Source organism: Pseudomonas sp. R4-35-07, assembly GCF_003852235.1.
Classification (GTDB): Bacteria; Pseudomonadota; Gammaproteobacteria; order Pseudomonadales; family Pseudomonadaceae; genus Aquipseudomonas.
The window spans coordinates 3712552-3734239 of the sequence record NZ_CP027732.1 but is presented as its reverse complement, the minus strand read 5'-3'; the positions used below and the strand labels follow the sequence as shown (position 1 = coordinate 3734239).

Genomic DNA, 21688 nt, shown 5'->3' with positions numbered 1-21688 from the left:
TATGCGCACCCCGTTGTTTTGCCTGGCCACCACCGTCGCCCTCGGCGGCTGCGGTGCGTTGCCCGACCGCCTCGACCCGGATAAAGAACTGCTCCACGAAGCCCTGCAGGGCACCGGTTCGCAACGCCCGCCCAGCGAAGCGCCCGTGCTGCAAAGCCCCCAGCCCGAGGCGAAGTCACCCGCGCCGCGCCAGTTGATTCGCGGCAACCAGCAGTTCCTGCGCGCGCCTGCATCAACGCCTGCGGTGAAGGAGGCGGGCGGCGACATCGTGTTCAACTTTCAGGACCAGCCCATCGAAGCGGTGATCAACAGCGTAATGGGCGACCTGCTGCACGAAAACTACAGCATCGCCCAGGGCGTAAAGGGCAACGTCAGCTTCTCCACCTCCAGGCCGGTGGATAAGCAGCAGGCGCTGTCGACCCTCGAAACCCTGTTGTCCTGGACCGATAACGCCATGATCCGCCAGGGCAACCGCTATGTAATCCTACCGGCCAATCAGGCGGTGGCCGGCAAGCTGGTGCCGCAGATGCGCGTGGCGCAGCCCGCCAGCGGCCTCTCGGCACGCCTGTTCTCGCTGCGCTATATCTCCGCCACCGAGATGCAGAAACTGCTCAAGCCCTTCGCCCGGGAGAACGCCTTCCTGCTGGTGGACCCGGCGCGCAATGTGCTGAGCCTGGCCGGCACCCCGGAAGAACTGGCCAACTACCAGGACACCATCGACACCTTCGATGTGGATTGGCTCAAGGGCATGTCGGTGGGCGTGTTCGGCCTGCAACGCGCCTCGGTGGCCGAGCTGATGCCCGAGCTGCAAGCCATGTTCGGCGCCGACAGCGGCACGCCCCTGGCGGGCATGCTGCGGTTCTTGCCGGTGGAGCGCACCAACTCGGTGGTGGCGATTTCTTCCCAGCCCCAGTACCTCAGCGAAGTGGGTGACTGGATTCGCACCATCGACGAGGGTGGCGGCAATGAGCCGCAGATGTACGTGTACGACGTGCGCAACATGAAGGCCGCGGACCTGGCCAGGTACCTGCGGCAGATTTACGGCAATGGCGCGATCAAGGACGACACCCCGGCCAAGGTCGCGCCGGGGTTGCGCACCACTACGCTGTCCTCGTCCACCAGCGCAGGGCTGCAGGCCAACACCCCCGCGCCCGCCGCAGAGGAACCCACGCAGGAGAGCAGCGAGGAGACTCCGGCGCCGCCCATCAGCGACCTCGAAACCGGCACCCGCATCACCGCGCAAAAAAGCAGCAACCAACTGCTGGTGCGCACGCGTCCGGCGCAATGGAAAGAAATCGAAGCGGCGATCAAGCGCCTCGACAACCCACCGCTCCAAGTGCAGATCGAAACGCGCATTCTCGAAGTCAAACTGACCGGCGAACTCGACCTTGGCGTGCAGTGGTACCTCGGCCGCCTGGCCGGCAACTCCACCAGTACCACAGTGGCCAACGCCTCTGGTAGCCAAGGCGCATTGGGCGGTGGCGGGGCAGGGCTGGGGGCGGCGGATTCGTTGTTCTATTCCTTCGTCAGCTCCAACCTGCAAGTGGCCCTGCACGCCCTGGAAACCAACGGCCGCACCCAGGTGCTGTCGGCGCCGTCGCTGGTGGTGATGAACAACCAGCCGGCGCAGATCCAGGTGGGTGACAACATTCCCATCAGCCAGACCACCGTCAACACAGGTGACGCCGATACCACCTTGAGCAGCGTCGAATACGTGCAGACCGGCGTGATCCTCGACGTGGTGCCGCGCATCAATCCGGGCGGCCTGGTGTACATGGATATCCAGCAGCAGGTCAGCGATGCACAGAGCCCGGGTAGCAGCAGTGAAACACCGGTCAATCCACGGATTTCCACGCGCTCGGTGTCTACCCAGGTCGCCGTGCAAAGCGGGCAGACGGTGTTATTGGGTGGGTTGATCAAGCAGGACAACGCCGAGAGCGTCAGCGCCGTGCCGTACCTGGGCAAGATCCCCGGCCTGCGCTGGTTGTTTGGCAACACCAGCAAATCCAAGGACCGCACGGAGTTGATCGTGCTGATTACCCCACGGGTGATTACCAGCAGCAGCCAGGCACGGCAGGTGACGGATGATTACCGCCAGCAGATGCAGCTGTTGCGGCCCCTGTAGGAGCGAGCCCTCCCACATCTGGAATTTTGATCGTTCCCACGCTCTGCGTGGTAACGCCTCCTGGGACGCTCCGCGTCCAGCTTCCGGCCGATGCTGCTGCGTATAGGTGACGCAGAGCGTCACGGGCTGCATTCCCACGCGGGAGCGTGGGAACGATTTTCGAACGCCGTACCAATGTGGCTGAGACATTATTTATATGAATAAAGATATTTATAAATAATGAAATTAACAAATATTAGCTTATGCCCAAATAGCATTATATTTTTAAAATCCATTCCGTTATGTTTGGTCTCAACAGCCTACCCCAGACCCCGGATGGTACCCAGCGTGATTCAGATTCTGCGCACCTGACCGGGTAATCCCCGGCAGCAGAATCGTTGGAACGGAGTTCAACGTATGTTGCCCCTTCAAGCCCCTCGCTCGCCCCACACCTAGTTCAAACCGCACCCACACCTTGAACACCGGCCATGCCGCGTCTGACGCGTGCCTGCCCGACCCTGCGATTTGAAAAACCGGGATCAGCGATGAAGCATGTTCTACCCCCCACCGCAGCCTTGACTTTTTCCCTGCTGGCCGCCGCGGCCCAGGCCCAGGGCGACAGCACCCTATCCACCGTGGTCGTCACCGGTAACCGTGGCGCCGAGCAACGCACGGTCACCAGCAGCCCGGTGCCTATCGATGTGGTCAGCGCCAAACAACTGCAAAGCACCGGTAAACCCGGTTTGATGGAAGCGCTCAGTGCGGTGATTCCATCGCTGACACTCCCGGAAAAAACCGGCTGGGACGCCAGCGGCATTGCCCGCGCGCCCAACTTGCGTGGCTTGAGCGCCGCCGAGGTGCTGGTACTGGTCAATGGCAAGCGGCGTCATACCAGTGCGACCCTGAACATCAACGGCATCAACACCGGCGCCGCACCGGCTGACCTGGACCTGATCCCCATCAGCGCCATCGACCATGTGGAAGTGCTGCGCGACGGCGCCGCCGCCCAGTACGGTTCCGACGCAATCGCCGGGGTGATCAATGTGATCCTCAAGGCCGACACCGGCGGCACCTCGGTGACCAACGCCGGCCTTGGCTATGACGGCAAGAAGCAGACCGTGCAGCAAAGCCTCAACAAAGGCTTTGAAATCGGCGACGGCGGCATCGTGCAACTGGCCCTGGATGCGCGCAGCCAGAATGACGACAACAAGGCCAGCGCCAACGGCTACACCTACGAACAAGCCTACGGCCTGGCCGGCAAGTCCACTTACGGCGGCTACGGCACGCCCAAGACCAACCTGCTGACCCTGGGCTACAACGCCGAACTGCCGCTCGACGACAGCCTGAGCCTGTACTCCTTCACCACTTACTCACGGCGCAAGGCCGAGCAGGGCCAGAACTTTCGCCTGCCGACCATCACCAACACCATCACCGCCGGGCCCAACGGTTATCCGGCCGGCTACACGCCCACCTGGTACATTGACGAAGACGATTTCCAGGCCGCCTTCGGCGGCAAAGGCACCGTGGGCGAGTGGGACTGGGACCTGTCCACCACCTACGGGCGCAACGAAGCGGAGCAGGGCACCACCCATAACCAGAACCCGTCCCTGGGCGAGGCCACGCCGAACAGCTTCACCTCCGGCACCTGGATTTCTACCGAGCTGACCACCAACCTGGACGTCAAGCGCGGCTTCGATATCGGCCTGCAAAAGCCGCTGGACCTGTCCTATGGCCTCGAGCACCGACGCGACACCTATGAGGTGCAAGCCGGTGACTACGCGTCCTATGCCAACGGCGGCTACTGCGTGGCACCGGGCAATTGCGCGTCGTCCGGGGCCCAGGTCACTAACGGCATTTCCCCGGACGAAGAAAGCACCGCCTCGCGCAACAGCGTCGCCGGTTACGTGGATGCGGGCTTCAACCCGCTGCCGGACTGGTACGTGGGCACCGCCGTGCGCTATGAGCATTACAACCAGGGCGTGGGCGCTACTCGCAGCGGCAAACTGACCACGCGTTATGACTTCACGCCGCAATTCGCGGTGCGTGCCACGGTGAGCAATGGCTTTCGTGCGCCGTCCCTGGCCAACAGCCTGTTCAGTGCGCGCTCGACCACCTATGGCGTGGTCGACGGGGTGTACCAGTCGATCAACTACGGCGTATTGCCAGTCGGTTCGGCGGCGGCCAAGGCGTTGGGCGCCGAGGACCTCAAGCCCGAACGCTCCACCAACTTCAGCCTCGGTTTCACCCTCACCCCCACCGACCGCCTGAGCTTCACCGCCGATGCCTACGTGATCAACCTGCGCGACCGCATCACCCTCACGGGCACCTTGCTCGGGCCGGAAGTTACCCAGGTGTTGCAGAACAACGGCGTCAACTCCACCTCTGGCGGCCAGTACTTCATCAACGGTGCCGACACCCGCACCAAGGGCCTGGACCTGGTCAGCAGCTATAACCACGACCTGGGCGCGTTCGGTGCCGTGAAGTGGACGGCCGCGTTCAACTGGAACCAGACCAAGATCCTCAATTACAAAGAGTCGACCACTATCCTCGGCACCTCCTACGAGCTGATGGACCGCGAGGCGCGCAACCTGATCACCGACGTGCAACCCAACACCAAGCTGATCCTCGGCGGTGACTGGAGCATCGGGCGCGTGAACCTCAACCTGGCCCTGACGCGCTACGGCGCCTACAAGGAAGTCAACGCCTCGGCCAATCGCGACCTGGATCGCGTCTACAGCGCCAAATGGATCACCGACCTCGACCTTGGCTACAACCTCACCAAAGACCTCAACCTGGCCATCGGCGCCAAGAACCTCTTCGACATTTACCCCAAGAAACAAGGCGTGCCGAGCAGCACCATGCTCGCCAGCTACGGCACCTATTCGCCCTATGGTTTTACCGGCGGGTACTACTACACCCGGCTGACTTATGCCTTCTGAGGCCTGCGAGGAATAGAACATGCCCATTGTCGCCAAACCCTACGACCTGATCGATGAGGTCAACCATTACCCGATCCGCACGCGCCGCGCCTCCACGCCGATCAAGGCCCTGCAGGTGGTGCCGGCCCGGCATCCGTGGCGCTGGGCTGGGTCGATCTTCGCCGCGCTGGTGCTGCTCGCCATCGTGCACTCCCTGGCCACCAACCCGCGTTGGGAGTGGGGCGTGTTCGGCCAGTGGTTCTTCTCGCCGTCGGTGCTGCGCGGCCTGGGGCAGACCCTGTTGCTGACGCTGCTGAGCACGCTGTTCAGCGTCATTCTCGGCACCGCGCTGGCCCTGGCGCGATTGTCGGGCTCGCCGCTGCTGGCGGCGTTGGCCTGGGGTTATATCTGGTTCTTCCGCTCGATGCCGGCGCTGCTGGTGCTGATCATCCTCTACAACTTTGCCTACCTGTACGACCACATCGTAATCGGCGTGCCGTTCACCGAGCAGGTGTTCGCGCAATGGTCCACCGTGGATGTGCTCAGCCAGTTCACCGTGGCGGTGCTGGGCTTGAGCCTGATGCAGGCGGCGTACGCGGCGGAGATCATCCGCGGCGGCTTGATCGGGGTGGATGCCGGCCAGCATGAAGCGGCGGCGGCATTGGGGCTGCCGGCCTCGCGGCGGATTTTCCGGATCATCTTGCCCCAGGCCTTGCGCTCGATTCTGCCGTCGGGTTTCAACGAGATCATCGGCCTGGTCAAGGGCACGTCCATTGTCTACGTGCTGGCCCTGCCGGAGCTGTTCTACACCGTGCAGGTCATCTACAACCGTACCCAGGCGGTGATCCCGCTGCTGATCGTGGCCACGGTGTGGTACCTGATCATCACCACGGTGCTGACCAGCGCCCAATATTACGTCGAGCGCCATTTCGCCCGTGGCACCGCGCGCGTGCTGCCGCCGACACCGCTGCAACGCTTGCGCCATTGGCTCAAGGAGACATCCCATGGCTGAAGCACGCGCAGGGCGCATCCAGATCCAGGGCGTGGGCAAGCGGTTCGGCAATCAGCAGGTGCTCGATAATATCGACCTGACGATCGACCCGGGCAAAGTCACGGTGATCCTCGGGCCGTCCGGCTCGGGCAAATCCACCTTGCTGCGCACCATCAATCACCTGGAAAAGATCGACAGCGGGCATATCACCATCGACGGCGAGTACGTCGGCTATCGGCGCAAGGGTGACCTGCTCTACGAGCTCAAGGAGCGCGAGATTCTCAAGCGGCGCATCGACGTGGGCTTCGTGTTCCAGAACTTCAACCTGTTCCCGCACCTCACCGCCTGGCAAAACGTTGCCGAAGCGCCGTTGGCCCACAAACGCTGGAGCAGGGCCGAAGCCCAGGGCAAAGCCGCCGAGCTGCTGGCCAAGGTCGGCCTGGCGGACAAGCTCGAGGCCTACCCGCGCCAGCTCTCCGGCGGCCAGCAACAGCGCGTCGCCATTGCGCGTGCCCTGGCGCTGGACCCCAAGGTGTTGTTGTTCGATGAACCCACCTCGGCCCTCGACCCGGAACTGGTGGGCGAAGTACTCGACGTGATCAAGGGCCTGACCCGATCGGGCGTGACCCTGGTGATCGTCACCCACGAAATCGGCTTTGCCCGCGAGGTGGCCGACCATGTGGTGTTTCTCTGCGACGGCCAGTTGATCGAAGAAGGCCCGCCCGAACAGATCTTGCGCCAACCCCGACATCCCCGCACCCAGGCCTTTCTCGGCAAGGTGCTTTAGTTCAAGGAGTGACTGCCCATGTTTAACCATCCCCTGCGCGTGGCCGTGCTGGCGCTTGCCGTCGGCACCGCACAACACGCGCTTGCTGTGCAGCAGGTCGACCTCAGCCCCGACCGCCCGCGCATTCATGCGCCACGTAACGAGGCGGCCATCGCGCAAATTCCGCCGGGCTTCAAGTTCGCCCAGGCGGGCAAGTTCACCGTGGCCGTGTCCGGTGTGGCGGGGCCGCCATTGGCGCTGCTGGCCAGCGATGACAAGACCACCATCGGCAGTGAGGCCGACACCGCGCAGTTGGTCGCCGACAGCCTCGGCCTGCAACTGAACGTTGTGCAGACCAGTTGGGAGGACTGGCCCCTGGGCGTCAGCTCGGGCAAGTACGACGCGGTGATCAGCAACGTCACCGTGACCGAGGCGCGCAAGAAGCGCTTTGACTTCGCCACCTATCGACAGGATGTGCTCGGGTTTTACGTCAAGAGCACCAGCCCGATCAGCGAGATCAAACAGGCCGCCGACATTGCCGGGCTGAAGATCATCGTCGGCTCCGGGACCAATCAGGAAAAGGTCTTGCTGGCGTGGAACGAGGCCAATGAAAAGGCCGGCCTCAAGCCTGCGCTGTTGCAGTACTTCGACGACCAGGCCGCCGCGCAGCTGGCGGTGCAGTCGGGGCGCAGCGATGCGTTGTTCGGGCCCAACTCGGTGTACGCCTATTCGGCGGCGATCACCGGCGGTATCAAGCGCGTCGGCACCGTCAACGGCGGCTGGCCGTTGCAGGCGGATATCGCCGTGACCACGCGCAAGGACAACGGCCTGGTCAAGCCGATCCACACCGCCCTGGAAGGTGCGATTGCCGGAGGGCAATACGCGCAGGTGCTGCAGCGCTGGGGGCTGGATGTGGAGCGCGTGGATAAATCGCTGATCAACCCACCGGGCCTGCCGGATTAGGAGTCGCGAACATGACACTGACACGACGTGAAGCGCTGTCCAGCATCGCCGCAGTCGGCGGCGAAAAGGCGGTCAAGGATGCGCTGGCCGCATTGGGCCTGGGGCCGTCTTCACACCGGCGGCCGCAACCGCTGAAACTCAAGGATGGCCTGGGCCAGGGCACCCGCGTGCTGGTGCTGGGCGCCGGGATTGCCGGGCTGGTCACTGCGCTGGAACTGAACCGGGCCGGGTTCACCGTGCAGGTGCTGGAGGCGCGCGACCGCGTGGGTGGGCGCACTTGGACCCTGCGCAACGGCGACCGCGTGGACTACAAGGATGGCCGCTCGCAAACTGTGGCGTTCGATCCGGGCCAGTATTTCAACGCCGGCCCTGCGCGTATTCCCAGCCAGCATCGCACGATCCTCGACTATTGCAGCGAATTGGGCGTGCCCCTGGAAGTGCTGGTCAACAGCAGCCATGGCGCCCAGGTGCGGCCCGACTTGCAGCAACCGGCGTTCACCGTCGGCCAGGCGGTCAACGATGCACGCGGGCATCTGTCCGGCTTGCTCGCCAAGGCAGTGCAGCGCGATGCGCTCGACGACGTCTTGACCCTTGATGAACGCACGCGGTTGCTCGCGTTCCTGCAGGTGTATGGCGACCTTTCCCAAGCGCTGGCGTACGAGGGCAGCTTGCGTTCCGGCCACCTGGAATCGCCTGCGCACCCCGGCGCACTGCCGGCCAGCGCGCGGCCGCTCGACCTTGAGCGCCTGCTGCATCCAGAGCTGTGGGGCGCGCTGCTGCACACCGAATTCCCGGAGTTTTCGGCAACCATGTTCCAGCCGGTGGGCGGCATGGACCGGATCACCGAGGCGTTCTACCGGCGCGTGCGCGAGCAGGTGCAGCTGGGCGCACAGGTACGGCAGATTCGCCAGTTGGAAGACGGCGTCGCGGTGACCTATCACGACCAGCACAGCGGCCGTGAACAGGTGGTGCGCGCCGATTACCTGGTCTGCACCTTGCCGCTGCCGTTGTTGGCCAAACTCGACACCGACTTCAGCGACCCGATCAAGGCGGCCTTGCTCAGCACCCGCAGCGACCAGGCAACCAAAGTGGCGTGGCAATCGCCGCGCTTCTGGGAAACCGATTACCGCACTTATGGCGGCCTGTCCTGGGTCGAACACCCGGCGCGCTTGCTGTGGTACCCGAGCAACGACCTCAATACCCGCGAAGGCGTGCTGGTGGCCGGTTACGTCACCGGGGAGGGCGCCGACGTGTTCGGCGCGCAGTCGTTCGACGCGCAATACGCCACCTCCCGGCACGCCGTGGAGTTGCTGCACCCCGGTTATTCCGGGCACCTGCGCCATCCGTTGGCGGTGTCCTGGGAGCAGATCCCCTACAGCGAAGGCCCGTGGCTGCAACGCGAACACTTCCCGGCCGATGCCAGCGCGCTGCTCGAACAAGCCCACGGCCGCGTGTACTTCGCCGGCGACGGTCTGGTGCAAAGCGGCGTGGGCATCTGGCAGGAATCGGCGGCCAATTCGGCGCGGCATGTGGTTGCGCAACTGGCCGAGCGCGTCACCCAACAACGACAGATCGCGGCCGTGGCCGCCTCTTGAGGAGCAACACCATGAGCGACAGTATCCAACGCACCAGCGTCGGCGATTTCCCCATCTCGCAAACCGTGACCGTACCGGCCTCGGCCAGCCTGATCTTCGTCAGCGGCACACTGCCAGACCTTGCCGACCCGAACGTCCCTGGGGTTTACGGCAACACCGAAGTGCAGACGGTTTCGGTGTTCAACAAACTGCGCAAAATCCTTCAGCAGCAGGACCTGGACCTGGGCGATATCGTGCAGTTGCGGGTGTTTCTGGTCGGCGCCGCTGAAACCGACGGCAAGCTGGATTTCGCCGGGCTGCAGCGTGGTTACACGCAGTTCTTCGGCACCCCCGAACAACCGAACAAACCGGCACGCACCGCTTTGCAGGTGGTGGCGCTGCCCCTGCCTGGGGCATTGGTGGAAGTGGAGGCGGTGGCGGCCAGGGCCGGGTGATGTCAGTTACTGCGCGGCGTCGAGGCGTTCCTGGGTAGAACGGTCGATCAACGCGCGCAGCGCCTCGAATAATGGCGCCGCATCCGTATGTTTCTTGCCGTACGCCAGGTTGAAAGCGTAATCGAAATCCGGCGGGTTGAGGCCCTGGGTGTGCTGCAGCAGGGTCTCCAGCTTGTCCATCGCCTTGACGGCTTTGGCTTCCGGCGACAGCGCGTTCTCGTAGTCATCCCACAGCGCCAGGATCTGGCTTTTCAGCGGCTCATCCAGGGCTTGGGTCAACTGCAGCAGGTCGCGCCGCTCCTGCTCGCCCTTGTTGGGAAACGCCGCCTGGCTGACTGCTGGAATGTCACCGTTAATGGCTTCGCCCAAGTCATGGATCACGCACATCTTGAGGATTTTAAGCAGGTCCAGGCCGGGCAGTTGATCGGCGAACACCATCGCCATCAGGCACAGGCGCCAACTGTGTTCAGCGGTACTTTCCGTGCGTCCCGAAGCGGTGTGGGCGCTTCTGAGCACGTCCTTGAGCTTCTCGGCTTCGCGCAGAAAGTCGAGGCGGCCTTTGATTTTCTCGAAGTCCATGACGCTGCCTCCATCAGGTTGATGATGCAGGTAAGCCTAGGTGCGCTGGCGCGGTGCGTCCACGCATAAAAAATGCGCGAGGCCAGTCAGAGCGTCTCGACCAGACGCGCGGCGCTGCCATCGCTGAGGATCAGGCGTGTCCAGCGACACAGGCTCGGGCGGATCGGCACGAGGCTGGAGTCGTTGCTGCCGGTGCTGAATTGAAGCGCCGGCGGCGCCTGGTTCTCGCGCCAGCCGGTGTGATCCAACGCAGCTTCCACCTGGCGGATTTCCGCTGTCGCATAACGCCACAGCGATTGGCCCATCAAGTCGACCAATGGGCGGCTGAACTGGGCGGCGCGGGAGGGCGAACAAGCCAGGAGGCGGTGCGTCAGGTCGCACACCAGGTGTACGGCGCGCGAGCTGTCTCTGACCAGCCCAGCCAGGGCCTGATCAGCTGCGGTGTCAAGCCGAGCGGACAGCAACCGTTCCAGCTGTTGGTGCGCGGCGGCGTCCATGGCTTGCAGGCCATTCTCCCAGCGGGACAACGTCGATTGATTTACGTTGAACATCTGTGCGGCATGGGTTTGCTTGACGCGGTGTAACAGGCGCCATCGGCGCAGCGCAATGCCCGGAATGGCGGGCTGGAGTATCAGGGCGGGCATTTCGCGTTTCCTCGTCAATGACATAGTGACATAGGTAATCTACACAACTTTTTAGCAGCCTACGGTAACCACGATGCGAAGCGAGCCGCTCTTGCTCGTGATCTTGCTTTTGATCTAGGCGCCCCGTTAAACCACGCTGGCCGTAATCCGATATTGATTTGGGGGGTAAACCGGCAGGGATGCCGGTTTAGCCGCCCCGCGCCATGGATGGCGCGTGGCGGCGGCCCCCCAAATCAATGTCGGATTACGGGCACACCGAGCCTAGGCGAGGTGCCGAGTGGTGGGGCAAGAGCCCTTTGCTTACTTTGGGGCTTTTCCAAAGTGAGCCGCCGTAAGGGCCAGCCCTTTCAAGGTCTTTGATAAAATCCCGCAAAACTCCGATCAGGGTGACGAAAGCGATGTGGGCAGAGGTTCTAGCGCGGTTTGAGAAAAAAGCACCGGCCAGTGTCATGACCAGAGTGATATTGGAGCAGGCTGTTCCTGCTGAATGGGTCGACCAGATATTCGAAGAGCACCGTCAGCGGCAGTACCCACGAGAGCTTTTGTTTTCAACCATCGTTGAACTGATGTCCCTTGTTTCATTGGGTTTGCGACCTTCGCTGCATGCCGCCGCGCGACAGATGGAAGATCTTCCTGTCAGCTTGGCGGCGCTGTATGACAAGGTCAGTCGTACAGAGCCTGCGCTACTGCGCGCCTTGGTCACCGGTAGCGCAGAGCGTTTGGCACCGACGATAAAAGAACTGGGGCACACAGCCATTTTGCCTGGTTGGCAACTACGGGTCGTTGACGGTAACCACCTGCCTTCCAGCGAAAAGCGTCTGGGCGCTTTGCGCCGTGAACGAGGCGCCGCCCGGCCTGGTTTTTCCGTTGTGGTTTACGACCCCGATCTGGACCAGGTCGTTGATCTTCAGCCTTGTGAAGATGCCTATGCCAGCGAACGCGTCAGCGTGCTGCCGTTGCTGGAAAAGGCCAACGCGGGGCAACTGTGGATGGCTGATCGACTCTACTGCACGCTCCCAGTCATGGAGGCCTGCGAAGATACCGGGGCCTCGTTCATCATTCGCGAACAGAGCAAACATCCACGCCTGCTTAAGGAAAGCGACTGGCAGCTGCCTGTTGCGGTCGCGGCAGGCAGCGTGCGTGAGCAAATCATCGAAGTAAAAGGTGGACGCCAGTGGCGGCGAGTCGAACTGAGCCTGCAAAACCCCACCGAATCCGGCGACACCACGCTGCTGTTCTGGAGCAACTTGCCCGACTCTATCAGTGCTGAGCAAATCGCCGATTTGTACCGCCGTCGTTGGAGCATCGAAGGGATGTTCCAGCGCCTGGAAGCGGTGTTGGACAGTGAAATCGAAACCTTGGGCAACCCTAAGGCAGCCCTGTTGGGATTTGCATCGGCGGTGTTGGCTTACAACGTTCTGGCCGTGCTCAAACGCAGCGTCGAACAGGCTCATCGCCAAACTCTGCCCGACGATTGGGAAGCATCGATTTTTCACCTGACGGTGCAGGTACGCAGCGGTTACGAGGGGATGCAAATAGCCTTGCCAGAATATTTATCCATCCCTATCCCCGCAGCGGGGCTGGCTCAATACCTGCTTGCACTTGCTCGAAATATCCAGCCCAAAGCGGTCGTCAAAAGCAAAAGGGGGCCGAAGGTGCCTAAACCCAAGGAATGGCTGGAAGGCAAAGCCGCGAATGCCCATGTGTCGACGGATCGGGTGCTCAAGGCCGCTAAAATCAAAAGACCTTGAAAGGGCTGGCCGTAAGGGCGGAACCCTAAGCCGCCGTTACCGCAGCAACGGATATGTACTTGCCTTGATCCAACATCCTGGTCGGCTGTCAGGCCGCCATCGGGAGCAAGCCCCCTCCCACATTTAGGTCGCGGGGTATCAGTTAGAAAGGCTTCGGCTCCTGAGCCGTCACAGGTTTAGGGCCGTGCCAACGTTGTGTAGATACCTATGGACAAGCCGGCGGACTACAACTGCAACGCCTGCTGTTTAAGCCTGCGCTTTTGCTCGAATGGCAACGTTTCATTATCCCCATACGGCGCGCTGTACCAGTTGCCGTAAGTCGGATTGGGCAGCAGAAACCAGCGCTGCCCCAGCCAGTTCACATAGGGCGCCACTGCCTTGCGTTGGGCCGCCAGGGTGTTGTGCTCGGCCTGTACGAAATCCCCCAGGGAATCGCCGGCCATCAGCAGCACGCGCGCGTGGCTGGCGACCCATTGGCGCCGGCAGGTCTTGCCGTAGCCGGCGCTTTCGCAATGGCCGATGGGGGTGCTGGCGGCCAGGATCTGTTCGTCGCGCTCGATCGGGAAACCACGCAAGCGCAGGTTTCTCGCCGTGGCTGCCACCTGGCTGTGTTCGCGGTTGGTGAGGTAATAGACCTCAATGCCTTTTTGCCGGGCCGCCTGCAGGAACGCCACCGAACCGGGCAGCGCCTGGGCCTTGGCTTGATCGACCCAGGTGTTCCAGCGGTCATAGGAATAGACCTGGTTATGGATAATGTCACGGGCATTGAGCGGCACGTTGTCCAGCAGGGTTTCGTCGATATCGACCACCACGGCCGGGGGCAATCCTTTCAAATCCCGGGCACGCAAGGGCAGGGCGTCCCAGGTAGGATCGGCCAGCGCTGCATCGAGTTGGCGGGTCGCATTGGCGAACAGCTGGCGGTAGATCAGCTCGTGCTCGATGGAGGTCTGGGTCCAGAGTACGGCGTCGAGCTGGTCGTTGGCCGGTGGGGTTTGCTGGCAGCCGGTGAGGGCAATGGATAAAAGGCAGGCGCTGGCGAAAATCAGGTTGCGCATTGAAAGGCTCTCAGCGATGGGTAGGCTCAATCATAAGCGCTACCCATCGGCCTTGCGATCAATCCAATGGGTCTTGATGCCCTTGGCCCACGCCACCGTATAGAAACAGCTGAGCAGCACGATGCCCCATTGCTCGGCATTGATCGACGACCAGAACCAGAACGGCTGGCCGGCCATGCCGAACAGGCAGGCGTAGCGGCGAACGTGCAGGCGTTTGCTTTGGCTGAACCAGATAGCGACGACGCCGAGGGCGGCGATCATGATTTGCGCGATCAAAGCTGTCTCCTTGATCAAGGTGAGAGGGCACGGGCCTCTCCCACCTATTAAACGGCAGTGTGTCGCCGAAGGGCTATTTGTCCTCGCGCGCATCCATGGTTTTTTGATGCTCGGCAAGGAACGGCTGCTCCGCCGGATCGAAGCGATCGATCCCTGCGGTAAACCGGTGCCAGTACGGATACAGCGGCTGGCGACGCGTCACGGCCTCGATACGTGAGGATTGTTCCTCGGTCAGCTTCAGCTCGGTGGCGGCAAGGTTGTCGCGCAGATGCGCCTCGGTGCGGGCGCCGACGATCAGCGAGGTGATCCCCGGGCGATCCTTGAGCCACGCCAGGCAAGTGCGCGCCACCGAGACCCCGTGTTCATCGCCCACGGCAGCCAGGGTTTCGATGATGTCCAGCGCGCGTTCCTGGTCGTGCACGTAGGGTTCCGGCCAGTCGCTGCCCTGGCGGGTATTGGCCGGTGGCTTATGTCCGCGCCGCGTCGAGCCGGTCAGCAGGCCTTCACCCATCGGCCCCCACACCAGCGTGCCGACCTGTTGGTCCAATGCCAGCGGCAGCAGCTCGTACTCGGCCTCGCGGGATTCGGGGGTGTAGTAGATCTGCTGGGTGATCGGCTTGAGCATGCCGTGCAACTCGGCCTTGCCCAGGGTTTTCATCATTTGCCAGGCGGTGAAGTTACTGGTGCCGAAGTAGCGGATCTTGCCCGAACCCACCAACAGGCGCAGCGCCTCGAGCGTCTCCTCGATGGGCGTCAGGCCGTCCCAGTTGTGCAGTTGGTACAAATCGATATGGTCGGTGCCCAGGCGCTTCAGGCTGGCTTCACAGGCGCGAATCAAGTGATAGCGCGATGAGCCGGAATTGTTCGGGTTCTGGTCCACCGGGCTGCGGCCCTTGGTTGCCAGCAGGATGTCGTTGCGCTTGTCGCCCAGGGCTTTACCGACCACTTCCTCGGCCAGGCCATGGGAGTAAAGGTCGGCGGTGTCGATCATATTCACCCCGGCGTCGAACGCGATATCGAACATACGCCTGGCCTGGGGCACGTCCACCGCACCGCATTTCTCGAACTCGGCACGACCGCCAAACGGCACGGTGCCCAGGATGATTTCCGAGACCAGCAGGCCGGAATGACCCAGTTGTCGGTATTGCATGTTGCCTCCTACTTTGCGTTGCACGTGAAGGTGTGAACGATGAGGGTGGCGATAGTTTGAATTTTTTTATGAAAACTTCGCGCCACGGGTTGTTGGTGAGGCAATCAGGATTCCCACCGCCTCCCCGGTATAAGGACTGGCGCGGTTCGACTCGTGATTGATTTTTGCGGCAGCGTCGGCGTTGGGCACTGCAGGGGTAATGCTGTTGACGTACCACCGGTGGTTCTCGGGCAGTCATCGGACTTTGCAGGAGCGGTTTGAGGAGTGCGCTTGTAAGTTAAAAGTGCCGTAGGAAAGTTCCTTGGTGTGCGTACTAATAATTAACATGAGATGTAGTTTCTGAGTATCTGACAGGAAGTCTAATCCGCAATATCATTCGGAATTAAAAATACTATTTTAGGAAAGCTGAAGTATTTGGCAACAAAGTAACGCCGCAGAATATCAATTCTTGTTCTATACATTAAATGCGTTGAGCGACGTATGGTTTGAACTAATTTAATTTATAAGTGAGCGAGGTGAATCATGCAGAACGTACAATTTGAAGAGCTTGAAGAGCGCGTATCGGCTATCTCTGAGGAGAAAGCTATGTATTCTGAAGGCGAAGAGATCGAACTGGAAGATTAATTAAGTTACGTTTCTCGGTAAGGGGTTGCTTACTGCAGCCCCTTTCTTTATGCCAAAAATAATTGCGAGTCCTCGTATGAATACCAACACCAAGCCTCTTATCAAGCGATCACATCACATCATACTGGCTGAGGACGGTGATATTTGCATCGGAGAGATTCCGGGAGTATCTAAGATCATTGTTGCACCGCCAGAGTGGGTGAAAGATGTGCTAGGGAAGTTGGATGGAACCCGCACAGTGCCGCAGATTGCCAAAGAGTTAGGGCATCAGGATATTGAGGTCTCTGAGCAGGACCTCACCGGCTTTATCGCAATACTTCATGAGATGAATCTGCTAGAAGATAACGCTTTTTTTTCAAATGCGTTGACGAGTGAAGAGGTCGAGCGATATGACCGTCAAATGCTTCAATTTTCGCTGATCGACAAGGGACATGTACATTCGCAAATTTATCAGGAGCGTCTAAAGTCCAGCAGCGTCGTTATGTTTGGAATGGGAGGTTGGGGGACTTGGTGTTCTCTACTTCTTGCAATGGCCGGCATAGGAAAACTGCGCTTGGTTGATGGTGATGACGTCGAATTATCTAACATAAATCGTCAAATTTTATACACTACTTCAGATGTTGGAAAAGAGAAGGTGTCAGCGGCCAAAGAAAGAATTTATGAGTACAATCCTAATGTAATAGTGGAAGCCTTTTGTGAATTTGTTGCTCCAGACCCTCACAAATTAGCAAGCTATTAGACGGTGTTGATTTGATCGTACTTGCTTGGGCAAGCTTGGGCTATTATCGAAAACACACACCAGAAGAAGTGATCCACACTATGGCCAAAGAGCGTGGCATTCCAGTAATGGAGTTAGGAGGAGACCCGCTTGAAATATCCATTGGGCCGTTATACCTAAATGATGGGTCACACAAATCTTTCGAAGATGTAAAACAATCCGCACGACAAACTTATTACAGCAGTAAATCTAATATAGAGAAATTTCAGCGAGCTCGGCTCAAGCATAATTTTTTGGATGGGGATCGGACAGTTAATGCGTGGCAAAGCGCTCCCTCCTTGTCAGCAATGGCTGGATTAGCATGCGATCAAATCGTCAAGCATATTACTGGCTACGATCTGCCAACGGTAATAGGTAAGAGGATTTATCTATCAATGCAAACCCTGGATAAGCGAGAAGAGACCGTCTTCGAACATGAATAAGAAATCACAGTGCTTTAGAGAGCGAGGTTACTGCTCAATCGATCTATGTTCACGCATTCCAGACCTTGTGCATGGCTGTAAAGATGCGTGCGCAAGCATCGAAGAACAAGATTGGACGTATATAATCCGCAATTCTACTGAAGAAGTTGATTTGCCATACAGCGTGCCACACTCGCGTTTAAAGCATGCTAAAGCCGACGCACTTAAAATATACCATGAGGGAGGTTTTGCTTTTAGCTTTCGCAGGCTGGTCGAATTGGAGGGTGCACCGGTTCATCCGGCAATGAAACTCTTCGATGATTACCTTATGAGAGACGATTTTCTAGAATTATTATCGAAGCTATCAGAACGAACAATTGGAGCAATGGAGGCTCGCTACATAAATCGTTTCGACCAAGGTGATTTTTTAACAACTCATTGCGACCCAGGTTCAAATCTTGGAATAGCACTGAACATAACACCCCAATGGAATCCGAATTTTGGCGGGCTTACCTTCATTTTAAATAAAACCCATTCGTCGGTTAATGATACATTGACGCCAACTTACGGCCAGCTATTTGTGTTCGATACTTCACAGCGAAAAGTTCCGCATTTTGTATCAATGGTAACAGCTAATCCGGATCAAACCAGGATCGCTCTCATTGCTCGTTATGGTTAATTAAATTATGTCGCCATTTCAAAAAAGTTTGCTTCTTATCGCTGGCATGGCCCTAATTTGGGGGGCTGGCTTGCCAGTTTCCAAAATAGGTGTTCAAGCTATGGGCGCTTGGCCATTTCGATTGGCATGCGCTTCTATCAGCGTTCTTTTCCTCTACGCAATATTTTGGAACCCAGTAAATAGAATCGGCATAAGTTTAGAGCCTGTACTCTATTTTAAATTTTTCATCATCGCCGTTCCTAATGTTTTCCTCGTCCCAGTTTTGAACAATATAGCCTTGGAGCGCTTAAGTATTTCCGACTCTACGTCTCTCATTTACACAATGCCTTGTTTTACATCTTTTTTTGCGATGATCCTGAATAGGAAACTAGATGCTTTTTCTATTGCTTCGCTAGCTTTTTGTTTATCAGGGGTTGGGCTGATAATAGGTAGTTTTGAGTTTTCTTCGAGCCACCTTATCATTCTGTCAAGCGCAATAGCTTGGTCGATCGGTTCTATCATCTCACAAAGGTTAGAGACCAATGTGGATTTCCGGGTAAAAGTGTTCTGGCAGGTAACATTCGGTTGCCTTTGCGTTTTCTTGGTATCTCCGCTATTTATAAGTTGGCCTACCGAAATCATAAAATTTTCCAGGAGTTTTTCATTACCTGTTGTTGCTTCAATTTTATTTATGGGGGTTGTAGGAGGGGCGATCGTATTTTATATTTGGTTTTATTTGATCAAGCTTCAGAATGCAGAATATGCGAGCTACGCAACGTTATTCTCTCCGATTATTTCTATAATACTAGCTATAGCTTACTTCGGTGAGACGCCATCAACTAGCACAATGATCGGTTTTTCATTAATTCTAATCAGTGCATTGATAGTAAATATTGTTAGACCTGCATTAATTTCAAAAACCAATCAGGCGGCAACATGACACTGGGGCTATTGATCCAGTCAATCAGCACTTCTATAAGGATCACCTGTTACGCCATGCGGTAAAGCCAGCTGACTGGGATCAATCACTTGGTGGGAAATCGCACCTATAGCTGCACGAATCCAGCCTCTAGCAACACTCAATGCTTTGCGCCGCGATAATCTTGTCGAGCTAATGGAATCATGCGATTTGACCGCTGCACTTAAATGTGCGGAAACCCATGAGCAGTCGAGTCGTTTTTCGAGGCAGTGTTTTACGTTGAGAACGGCCAGCCGATCGGCGTGACCCAGGATGTATTCAGTCAGCCGGGCACGGTGTATTTGGTTCATACCGACCCAGTGGTGATCGAGGCGGATTACCGCAGGATTCGCGCACTCGAATTCCAGGGAGCTTATCTGACTGCCGGCTAGCAGCGTCAGCGCGGAATCGCGTTATTGTTTCATTATCTGAAATGCTGGATTGTACAATCTGGTAATTCCGCTGGCGGTTGGTACATAAGAAGATTGCAGCCATCGACACGATATCCGGTCGACAAAGCTCTGGAGTCCGTCATGCCCGCAATCAAACTGTATGGTTTCCCCCTGTCCGGCCACTCCCATCGAGCCGAGCTGATGCTGTCCCTGCTGGGCCTGCCTATGGAATTTATCCTGGTGGACCTCAAGCAAGGCGCGCATAAATCGCCCGAATTCATCGCCACCCTCAACCGCTTCGGCCAAGTGCCGGTGATCGACGATGGCGGGACAATACTGGCGGACTCCAATGCCATCCTGGTCTACCTGGCCGCCACCTATGGCAACGGCCAGTGGTTGCCCGCTGATCCGGTCGGGCAGGCACGGGTGCAGCGTTGGCTCTCGGCTGCGGCCGGTCAGTTGCATGCCGGGCCTGCCACGGCGCGGTTGGCCACGGTGTTTGGCGCCGACGTGGACGCGGACGTCGCCATCAACCGTGCCCATGCACTGCTGAACGTAATGGAGCAGCAACTGGGTGAGAGCCGCTTCCTGGCTGGCGATTCGCCGAGCATTGCCGATATCGCGTTCTACACCTATACGGCCCATGCGCCGGAAGGCAATGTGTCGCTGGCCGACTATCCTCAGGTGCGCGCCTGGCTGGCCAGCATTGAAGCACTGCCGGGTTTCGTCGGCATGCCGCGCACGGCGGCGGGTCTGCAATCAGAGTAACCAGCAAGGGGCGTCGATGGACCGTTTTCATGAAATGCAGGTGTTCCTCGCGGTGGCCGACGAGGGCGGCTTTGCCGCCGCCGCACGGCGTCTGAACACCTCGCCGCCCAGCGTGACCCGGGCGATTGCCGCCATGGAACAACGCATCGGCACCCAGCTGCTGGCGCGCACCACCCGCAGCCTGCACTTGACCGAAGCCGGGCAGCGTTACCTGGAAGACTGTCGGCGTATCCTCGCCGAGCTGGACGAGGCCGAGGAAGCGGCAGCGGGCAGTTATTCGATCCCCTGCGGGCAACTGAACGTGACCGCCCCGGTGCTGTTCGGCGAGCTGTTCGTGGCGCCGACGCTGGGCGATTATCTCGACCGCTTTCCCCAGGTGAACATCAATGCGCTGCTGGTCGACCGTGTGGTCAATATGAGCGACGAAGGCGTCGACGTGGCCGTGCGCATCGGTCATCTGCACGAGCCGGGGCAGCAGGCGATCAAGGTCGGCGAAGTGCGCCGGGTGGTGTGCGCGTCGCCCGCTTACCTCGACCGGCATGGGCGACCCCAACGGCCTGAACACTTGCGTCAAGCGAAGATCGTGGCCTCATCCGCCAGCCAACGCCTGGATGAATGGGCGTTTGTCGACGCCGGCCAGGCGCTGACGGTAGCTATCGAACCGCGCCTGGTGGTCACTGCGAACAACGCCGCAATCAACCTGGCGCGCCTGGGCTGGGGCATGACGCGGGTGCTGTCCTATCAGGTGGCGGCGGCGGTGGCGGCGGGTGAGCTGGAGCTTGTGCTGCAGGATTTCGAGCCGGCAGCGCTGCCGGTGCAGGTGGTATTCCAGAACAACGGGCGAGTGCCGGCCAAGGTCCACACCTTCGTCGATTTCCTTGCCGATCGGCTGGGGCATGACGCGGCCCTGAAACCGCTGATAAAGCCGCGCGACTGATGGAGCGTTATCGCGATATGCAGTTGTTCGCGGCGCTGGCCGGGCAACCGAGCCTGGCGGCGGCGGCGCGCTTGGCGCAGGTCTCCGGCCCGACCCTGGTGCGGGCGATTGCACGTCTGGAAGGGCGTTTGCGCGTAACGTTGTTGCAGCGCAGTACCCGTGGGGTCAGCCTGACCGACGCGGGCGATGCCTACATGGCCGACTGTGTGCGGCTGCTGGCTGCGGTGGAGGCGGCTGAAGCTTCGGCCAAAGGGTTGCATAGCCAGGCCCAGGGCAATCTGCGGGTATTCTTGCCGTTGCTGTTCAGCCGCTATGTGATGGCGCCGGTACTGGCCGCGTATATGGACCGTTACCCGCAGGTGCGTGTGGTCGCCCACTACCACGACTACTACCCGAACCTGCACGAAGAAGGGCTGGACGTGGCGGTGCTGGTAGGCGAGTTGCCCAGCTCGTCATTGATCGCACGGCCGGTGGGGCATGTGCGGCATATCCTCTGCGCCAGCCCCGGTTACCTGGCCGCCCACGGAGAACCGCAGCATCCCGCCGCCCTCAAGCAGCATCATTTGATCGCCAATGCCGACCCGGTGCAATGGGACTTCGCGCACTATCAGCTCAAGGCCCGCGCACGGCTGCGCTGCGCCACGGTGCAGGGTTCCATTAATGCGGCCTTAACGGGGGCAGGGCTGCTGCGTTGCCTGAGCTACCCGGTGCACGAGCACTTGCTGAGCGGCCGGCTGCTTCGCGTATTGCCTGGCTTTGAATTGCCTGCGGTACCGGTGCAGGTGGTGTATCGCGAAGGTCGCCATGCGTCCATGCGCGTGCGCAGTTTTGTCGATGACTGTGTAGCGGCCTTGCGCGAGCACCCGGCGTTTCAGTTGGCGTAACAGTGGATTGCCTGGGGTGGTCATTCTCTCGGCGACAGGTCAGGCGCAGCATTCAGCTATCA

General features: G+C 59.5%; 22 protein-coding genes. 17 read left to right on the top strand and 5 right to left on the bottom strand.

The genetic code is table 11. The annotated features are described in order from the left end of the window. Window position 1 precedes the first annotated feature (1 nt). From gspD to C4J89_RS16960, 7 genes are all read left to right on the top strand, one after another. The gene (gene gspD, locus C4J89_RS16990) at window positions 2–2125 is read left to right on the top strand and encodes a type II secretion system secretin GspD (RefSeq protein WP_124416040.1); all 2124 of its coding nucleotides are present in this window, start codon (window positions 2–4) and stop codon (window positions 2123–2125) included. A 524-nt stretch (window positions 2126–2649) separates the two neighbouring features. Further along, window positions 2650–5043 carry a TonB-dependent siderophore receptor gene (locus C4J89_RS16985; protein ID WP_124415098.1) on the top strand — a complete coding sequence of 798 codons (2394 nt, stop codon included), beginning with the start codon at window positions 2650–2652 and terminating at the stop codon, window positions 5041–5043. A 19-nt stretch (window positions 5044–5062) separates the two neighbouring features. Further along, complete coding sequence (locus C4J89_RS16980; protein WP_124415097.1) at window positions 5063–6034, top strand: amino acid ABC transporter permease; 972 nt, start codon at window positions 5063–5065, stop codon at window positions 6032–6034. Further along, window positions 6027–6800, top strand: coding sequence for an amino acid ABC transporter ATP-binding protein (locus C4J89_RS16975; protein WP_124415096.1), 774 nt, complete (start codon window positions 6027–6029; stop codon window positions 6798–6800). The genes C4J89_RS16980 and C4J89_RS16975 overlap by 8 nt, the downstream gene beginning before the upstream one ends. Before the next feature lie 18 nt (window positions 6801–6818). Next, window positions 6819–7742 (top strand): ABC transporter substrate-binding protein, encoded by a 924-nt coding sequence (locus C4J89_RS16970; RefSeq protein ID WP_124363472.1) that lies wholly within the window; start codon window positions 6819–6821, stop codon window positions 7740–7742. Window positions 7743–7753: 11 nt separating this feature from the next. Then, window positions 7754–9337 carry an FAD-dependent oxidoreductase gene (locus C4J89_RS16965; protein ID WP_124415095.1) on the top strand — a complete coding sequence of 528 codons (1584 nt, stop codon included), beginning with the start codon at window positions 7754–7756 and terminating at the stop codon, window positions 9335–9337. 11 nt (window positions 9338–9348) lie between these two features. Then, window positions 9349–9771, top strand: coding sequence for a RidA family protein (locus C4J89_RS16960; RefSeq protein ID WP_124363470.1), 423 nt, complete (start codon window positions 9349–9351; stop codon window positions 9769–9771). Window positions 9772–9777: 6 nt separating this feature from the next. Here the strand turns inward: C4J89_RS16960 and C4J89_RS16955 are convergent, their stop codons facing one another. Both C4J89_RS16955 and C4J89_RS16950 read right to left on the bottom strand, forming a co-directional pair. Next, on the bottom strand, window positions 9778–10350 hold the full coding sequence (locus C4J89_RS16955) for an HD family hydrolase (RefSeq protein ID WP_124363469.1): 573 nt from the start codon (window positions 10348–10350) through the stop codon (window positions 9778–9780). A gap of 86 nt (window positions 10351–10436) precedes the next feature. After that, window positions 10437–10994 carry a helix-turn-helix transcriptional regulator gene (locus C4J89_RS16950; RefSeq protein ID WP_124371210.1) on the bottom strand — a complete coding sequence of 186 codons (558 nt, stop codon included), beginning with the start codon at window positions 10992–10994 and terminating at the stop codon, window positions 10437–10439. 449 nt (window positions 10995–11443) lie between these two features. On the opposite strand from C4J89_RS16950, the gene C4J89_RS16945 reads away from it, so the two are divergent. Further along, window positions 11444–12745 carry an IS4 family transposase gene (locus C4J89_RS16945; protein WP_124416039.1) on the top strand — a complete coding sequence of 434 codons (1302 nt, stop codon included), beginning with the start codon at window positions 11444–11446 and terminating at the stop codon, window positions 12743–12745. Window positions 12746–12969: 224 nt separating this feature from the next. Here the strand turns inward: C4J89_RS16945 and C4J89_RS16940 are convergent, their stop codons facing one another. The 3 genes from C4J89_RS16940 to C4J89_RS16930 all read right to left on the bottom strand — a co-directional run bounded on the left by C4J89_RS16940 (window position 12970) and on the right by C4J89_RS16930 (window position 15226). Next, the gene (locus C4J89_RS16940) at window positions 12970–13800 is read right to left on the bottom strand and encodes a 5'-nucleotidase, lipoprotein e(P4) family (RefSeq protein WP_124415094.1); all 831 of its coding nucleotides are present in this window, start codon (window positions 13798–13800) and stop codon (window positions 12970–12972) included. Between the two features lie 39 nt (window positions 13801–13839). Continuing rightward, the gene (locus C4J89_RS16935; protein ID WP_124363466.1) at window positions 13840–14076 is read right to left on the bottom strand and encodes a hypothetical protein; all 237 of its coding nucleotides are present in this window, start codon (window positions 14074–14076) and stop codon (window positions 13840–13842) included. 73 nt (window positions 14077–14149) lie between these two features. Then, complete coding sequence (locus tag C4J89_RS16930) at window positions 14150–15226, bottom strand: aldo/keto reductase (RefSeq protein WP_124415093.1); 1077 nt, start codon at window positions 15224–15226, stop codon at window positions 14150–14152. Between the two features lie 522 nt (window positions 15227–15748). Here C4J89_RS16930 and C4J89_RS16925 point away from each other — a divergent pair. The 9 genes from C4J89_RS16925 (at window position 15749) to C4J89_RS16890 (ending at window position 21626) form a co-directional block, all read left to right on the top strand. Further along, window positions 15749–15850, top strand: coding sequence for a pantocin A family RiPP (locus C4J89_RS16925; protein ID WP_218565837.1), 102 nt, complete (start codon window positions 15749–15751; stop codon window positions 15848–15850). 76 nt (window positions 15851–15926) lie between these two features. Then, entirely contained in the window at window positions 15927–16589 is a 663-nt protein-coding gene (locus C4J89_RS27035; RefSeq protein WP_218565836.1) for a ThiF family adenylyltransferase, read from the top strand. Between the two features lie 11 nt (window positions 16590–16600). Further along, complete coding sequence (locus tag C4J89_RS27030; RefSeq protein ID WP_218565835.1) at window positions 16601–17050, top strand: hypothetical protein; 450 nt, start codon at window positions 16601–16603, stop codon at window positions 17048–17050. After that, the gene (locus C4J89_RS16915) at window positions 17043–17708 is read left to right on the top strand and encodes a 2OG-Fe(II) oxygenase family protein (RefSeq protein WP_124415092.1); all 666 of its coding nucleotides are present in this window, start codon (window positions 17043–17045) and stop codon (window positions 17706–17708) included. Before C4J89_RS27030 ends, C4J89_RS16915 begins: the two co-directional genes overlap by 8 nt. 7 nt (window positions 17709–17715) lie before the next feature. After that, window positions 17716–18627 carry a DMT family transporter gene (locus C4J89_RS16910; protein ID WP_124415091.1) on the top strand — a complete coding sequence of 304 codons (912 nt, stop codon included), beginning with the start codon at window positions 17716–17718 and terminating at the stop codon, window positions 18625–18627. A 248-nt stretch (window positions 18628–18875) separates the two neighbouring features. After that, the gene (locus C4J89_RS16905; protein WP_256681748.1) at window positions 18876–19037 is read left to right on the top strand and encodes a hypothetical protein; all 162 of its coding nucleotides are present in this window, start codon (window positions 18876–18878) and stop codon (window positions 19035–19037) included. Window positions 19038–19178: 141 nt separating this feature from the next. Continuing rightward, entirely contained in the window at window positions 19179–19805 is a 627-nt protein-coding gene (locus tag C4J89_RS16900) for a glutathione S-transferase family protein (RefSeq protein ID WP_124371204.1), read from the top strand. Window positions 19806–19821: 16 nt separating this feature from the next. After that, window positions 19822–20742 carry a LysR family transcriptional regulator gene (locus C4J89_RS16895; RefSeq protein WP_124415090.1) on the top strand — a complete coding sequence of 307 codons (921 nt, stop codon included), beginning with the start codon at window positions 19822–19824 and terminating at the stop codon, window positions 20740–20742. Then, the gene (locus C4J89_RS16890; RefSeq protein WP_124415089.1) at window positions 20742–21626 is read left to right on the top strand and encodes a LysR family transcriptional regulator; all 885 of its coding nucleotides are present in this window, start codon (window positions 20742–20744) and stop codon (window positions 21624–21626) included. Before C4J89_RS16895 ends, C4J89_RS16890 begins: the two co-directional genes overlap by 1 nt. Window positions 21627–21688 lie beyond the last annotated feature (62 nt).

What these genes read in the sequence shown, in the direction of transcription:
- C4J89_RS16965 (WP_124415095.1), top strand. Translation starts at nt 7,754, where the DNA reads ATGACACTGACACGACGTGAAGCGCTGTCCAGCATCGCCGCAGTCGGC.
- C4J89_RS16955 (WP_124363469.1), bottom strand. Translation starts at nt 10,350, where the DNA reads ATGGACTTCGAGAAAATCAAAGGCCGCCTCGACTTTCTGCGCGAAGCC.
- C4J89_RS16890 (WP_124415089.1), top strand. Translation starts at nt 20,742, where the DNA reads ATGGAGCGTTATCGCGATATGCAGTTGTTCGCGGCGCTGGCCGGGCAA.
- gspD (WP_124416040.1), top strand. Translation starts at nt 2, where the DNA reads ATGCGCACCCCGTTGTTTTGCCTGGCCACCACCGTCGCCCTCGGCGGC.
- C4J89_RS27035 (WP_218565836.1), top strand. Translation starts at nt 15,927, where the DNA reads ATGAATACCAACACCAAGCCTCTTATCAAGCGATCACATCACATCATA.
- C4J89_RS16980 (WP_124415097.1), top strand. Translation starts at nt 5,063, where the DNA reads ATGCCCATTGTCGCCAAACCCTACGACCTGATCGATGAGGTCAACCAT.
- C4J89_RS16975 (WP_124415096.1), top strand. Translation starts at nt 6,027, where the DNA reads ATGGCTGAAGCACGCGCAGGGCGCATCCAGATCCAGGGCGTGGGCAAG.
- C4J89_RS16895 (WP_124415090.1), top strand. Translation starts at nt 19,822, where the DNA reads ATGGACCGTTTTCATGAAATGCAGGTGTTCCTCGCGGTGGCCGACGAG.
- C4J89_RS16900 (WP_124371204.1), top strand. Translation starts at nt 19,179, where the DNA reads ATGCCCGCAATCAAACTGTATGGTTTCCCCCTGTCCGGCCACTCCCAT.
- C4J89_RS16925 (WP_218565837.1), top strand. Translation starts at nt 15,749, where the DNA reads ATGCAGAACGTACAATTTGAAGAGCTTGAAGAGCGCGTATCGGCTATC.
- C4J89_RS16915 (WP_124415092.1), top strand. Translation starts at nt 17,043, where the DNA reads ATGAATAAGAAATCACAGTGCTTTAGAGAGCGAGGTTACTGCTCAATC.
- C4J89_RS16950 (WP_124371210.1), bottom strand. Translation starts at nt 10,994, where the DNA reads ATGCCCGCCCTGATACTCCAGCCCGCCATTCCGGGCATTGCGCTGCGC.
- C4J89_RS16945 (WP_124416039.1), top strand. Translation starts at nt 11,444, where the DNA reads ATGACCAGAGTGATATTGGAGCAGGCTGTTCCTGCTGAATGGGTCGAC.
- C4J89_RS16960 (WP_124363470.1), top strand. Translation starts at nt 9,349, where the DNA reads ATGAGCGACAGTATCCAACGCACCAGCGTCGGCGATTTCCCCATCTCG.
- C4J89_RS16930 (WP_124415093.1), bottom strand. Translation starts at nt 15,226, where the DNA reads ATGCAATACCGACAACTGGGTCATTCCGGCCTGCTGGTCTCGGAAATC.
- C4J89_RS16985 (WP_124415098.1), top strand. Translation starts at nt 2,650, where the DNA reads ATGAAGCATGTTCTACCCCCCACCGCAGCCTTGACTTTTTCCCTGCTG.
- C4J89_RS16910 (WP_124415091.1), top strand. Translation starts at nt 17,716, where the DNA reads ATGTCGCCATTTCAAAAAAGTTTGCTTCTTATCGCTGGCATGGCCCTA.
- C4J89_RS16970 (WP_124363472.1), top strand. Translation starts at nt 6,819, where the DNA reads ATGTTTAACCATCCCCTGCGCGTGGCCGTGCTGGCGCTTGCCGTCGGC.
- C4J89_RS16940 (WP_124415094.1), bottom strand. Translation starts at nt 13,800, where the DNA reads ATGCGCAACCTGATTTTCGCCAGCGCCTGCCTTTTATCCATTGCCCTC.